Source organism: Pseudomonas japonica, from assembly GCF_900188455.1.
Lineage (GTDB): Bacteria > Pseudomonadota > Gammaproteobacteria > Pseudomonadales > Pseudomonadaceae > Aquipseudomonas > Aquipseudomonas japonica.
This window is the reverse complement of record NZ_FZOL01000050.1, coordinates 1-3,340: the sequence shown is the minus strand read 5'-3', so window position 1 is coordinate 3,340 and position 3,340 is coordinate 1. Positions and strand designations below refer to the sequence as shown.

2 rRNA genes are annotated in these 3,340 nt (G+C 51.5%); both read left to right on the top strand.

The annotated features are described in order from the left end of the window. Positions 1-161: 161 nt before the first annotated feature. A 23S ribosomal RNA gene (locus CHB99_RS29145) occupies positions 162-3,052 on the top strand. 145 nt (positions 3,053-3,197) lie between these two features. Continuing rightward, positions 3,198-3,313: ribosomal RNA gene (gene rrf, locus CHB99_RS29140) — 5S ribosomal RNA — on the top strand. The last annotated feature ends 27 nt before the right edge of the window (positions 3,314-3,340 follow it).

Genomic DNA, 3,340 nt, shown 5'->3' with positions numbered 1-3,340 from the left:
TCGTTCTTTAAAAATTTGGGTATGTGATAGAAATAGACTGATGGGCACTTTCACTGGTGTTTCATCAGGCTAAGGTAAAATTTGTGAGTGACTCTTAAGAGTTTTGCAAATTTTCGGCGAATGTCGTCTTCACAGTATAACCAGATTGCTTGGGGTTATATGGTCAAGTGAAGAAGCGCATACGGTGGATGCCTTGGCAGTCAGAGGCGATGAAAGACGTGGTAGCCTGCGATAAGCTTCGGGGAGTCGGCAAACAGACTGTGATCCGGAGATCTCTGAATGGGGGAACCCACTCAGCACAAGCTGAGTATCTTGCACTGAATACATAGGTGCAAGAGGCGAACCAGGGGAACTGAAACATCTAAGTACCCTGAGGAAAAGAAATCAACCGAGATTCCCTTAGTAGTGGCGAGCGAACGGGGACTAGCCCTTAAGTTGATTTGAGATTAGTGGAAGGCTCTGGAAAGTGCCGCCATAGTGGGTGATAGCCCCGTACACGAAAATCTCTTGTCAATGAAATCGAGTAGGACGGAGCACGAGAAACTTTGTCTGAATATGGGGGGACCATCCTCCAAGGCTAAATACTACTGACTGACCGATAGTGAACCAGTACCGTGAGGGAAAGGCGAAAAGAACCCCGGAGAGGGGAGTGAAATAGAACCTGAAACCGTATGCGTACAAGCAGTGGGAGCCTACTTTGTTAGGTGACTGCGTACCTTTTGTATAATGGGTCAGCGACTTATATTCAGTGGCGAGCTTAACCGAATAGGGGAGGCGTAGCGAAAGCGAGTCTTAATAGGGCGTTTAGTCGCTGGGTATAGACCCGAAACCGGGCGATCTATCCATGGGCAGGTTGAAGGTTAGGTAACACTGACTGGAGGACCGAACCGACTACCGTTGAAAAGTTAGCGGATGACCTGTGGATCGGAGTGAAAGGCTAATCAAGCTCGGAGATAGCTGGTTCTCCTCGAAAGCTATTTAGGTAGCGCCTCATGTATCACTCCAGGGGGTAGAGCACTGTTTCGGCTAGGGGGTCATCCCGACTTACCAAACCGATGCAAACTCCGAATACCTGGAAGTGCCGAGCATGGGAGACACACGGCGGGTGCTAACGTCCGTCGTGAAAAGGGAAACAACCCAGACCGTCAGCTAAGGTCCCAAAGTCATGGTTAAGTGGGAAACGATGTGGGAAGGCTTAGACAGCTAGGAGGTTGGCTTAGAAGCAGCCACCCTTTAAAGAAAGCGTAATAGCTCACTAGTCGAGTCGGCCTGCGCGGAAGATGTAACGGGGCTCAAACCATGCACCGAAGCTACGGGTATCACTTAGGTGATGCGGTAGAGGAGCGTTCTGTAAGCCTGTGAAGGTGAGTTGAGAAGCTTGCTGGAGGTATCAGAAGTGCGAATGCTGACATGAGTAACGACAATGGGAGTGAAAAACTCCCACGCCGAAAGACCAAGGTTTCCTGCGCAACGTTAATCGACGCAGGGTTAGTCGGTCCCTAAGGAGAGGCTGAAAAGCGTAGTCGATGGAAAACAGGTTAATATTCCTGTACTTCCGGTTATTGCGATGGAGGGACGGAGAAGGCTAGGCCAGCTTGGCGTTGGTTGTCCAAGTTTAAGGTGGTAGGCTGGAATCTTAGGTAAATCCGGGATTTCAAGGCCGAGAGCTGATGACGAGTTGCCTTTAGGCGACGAAGTGGTTGATGCCATGCTTCCAAGAAAAGCTTCTAAGCTTCAGATAACCGGGAACCGTACCCCAAACCGACACAGGTGGTTGGGTAGAGAATACCAAGGCGCTTGAGAGAACTCGGGTGAAGGAACTAGGCAAAATGGCACCGTAACTTCGGGAGAAGGTGCGCCGGCGAGGGTGAAGGACTTGCTCCGTAAGCCCATGCCGGTCGAAGATACCAGGCCGCTGCGACTGTTTATTAAAAACACAGCACTCTGCAAACACGAAAGTGGACGTATAGGGTGTGACGCCTGCCCGGTGCCGGAAGGTTAATTGATGGGGTTAGCTAACGCGAAGCTCTTGATCGAAGCCCCGGTAAACGGCGGCCGTAACTATAACGGTCCTAAGGTAGCGAAATTCCTTGTCGGGTAAGTTCCGACCTGCACGAATGGCGTAACGATGGCGGCGCTGTCTCCACCCGAGACTCAGTGAAATTGAAATCGCTGTGAAGATGCAGTGTATCCGCGGCTAGACGGAAAGACCCCGTGAACCTTTACTATAGCTTTGCACTGGACTTTGAATTTGCTTGTGTAGGATAGGTGGGAGGCTTTGAAGCGTGGACGCCAGTCTGCGTGGAGCCATCCTTGAAATACCACCCTGGCAACTTTGAGGTTCTAACTCAGGTCCGTTATCCGGATCGAGGACAGTGTATGGTGGGTAGTTTGACTGGGGCGGTCTCCTCCTAAAGAGTAACGGAGGAGTACGAAGGTGCGCTCAGACCGGTCGGAAATCGGTCGTAGAGTATAAAGGCAAAAGCGCGCTTGACTGCGAGACAGACACGTCGAGCAGGTACGAAAGTAGGTCTTAGTGATCCGGTGGTTCTGTATGGAAGGGCCATCGCTCAACGGATAAAAGGTACTCCGGGGATAACAGGCTGATACCGCCCAAGAGTTCATATCGACGGCGGTGTTTGGCACCTCGATGTCGGCTCATCACATCCTGGGGCTGAAGCCGGTCCCAAGGGTATGGCTGTTCGCCATTTAAAGTGGTACGCGAGCTGGGTTTAGAACGTCGTGAGACAGTTCGGTCCCTATCTGCCGTGGACGTTTGAGATTTGAGAGGGGCTGCTCCTAGTACGAGAGGACCGGAGTGGACGAACCTCTGGTGTTCCGGTTGTCACGCCAGTGGCATTGCCGGGTAGCTATGTTCGGAAGAGATAACCGCTGAAAGCATCTAAGCGGGAAACTTGCCTCAAGATGAGATCTCACTGGAGCCTTGAGCTCCCTGAAGGGCCGTCGAAGACTACGACGTTGATAGGTTGGGTGTGTAAGCGCTGTGAGGCGTTGAGCTAACCAATACTAATTGCCCGTGAGGCTTGACCATATAACACCCAAGCAATTTGAGTGAGGCCGGAAGGCGCGCCAGATTGCGGTGTTGTGAAGACGAAACGAACCGAAAGTTTGCGACTCACAATCATCACATACCCGATTCGTCAGCGTGTCGAAAGACGTGTTGGCACACAGAATTTCTTGACGACCATAGAGCGTTGGAACCACCTGATCCCATCCCGAACTCAGTAGTGAAACGACGCATCGCCGATGGTAGTGTGGAGCTTCTCCATGTGAGAGTAGGTCATCGTCAAGATTCAATTCCGAAACCCCTATCTGCTGA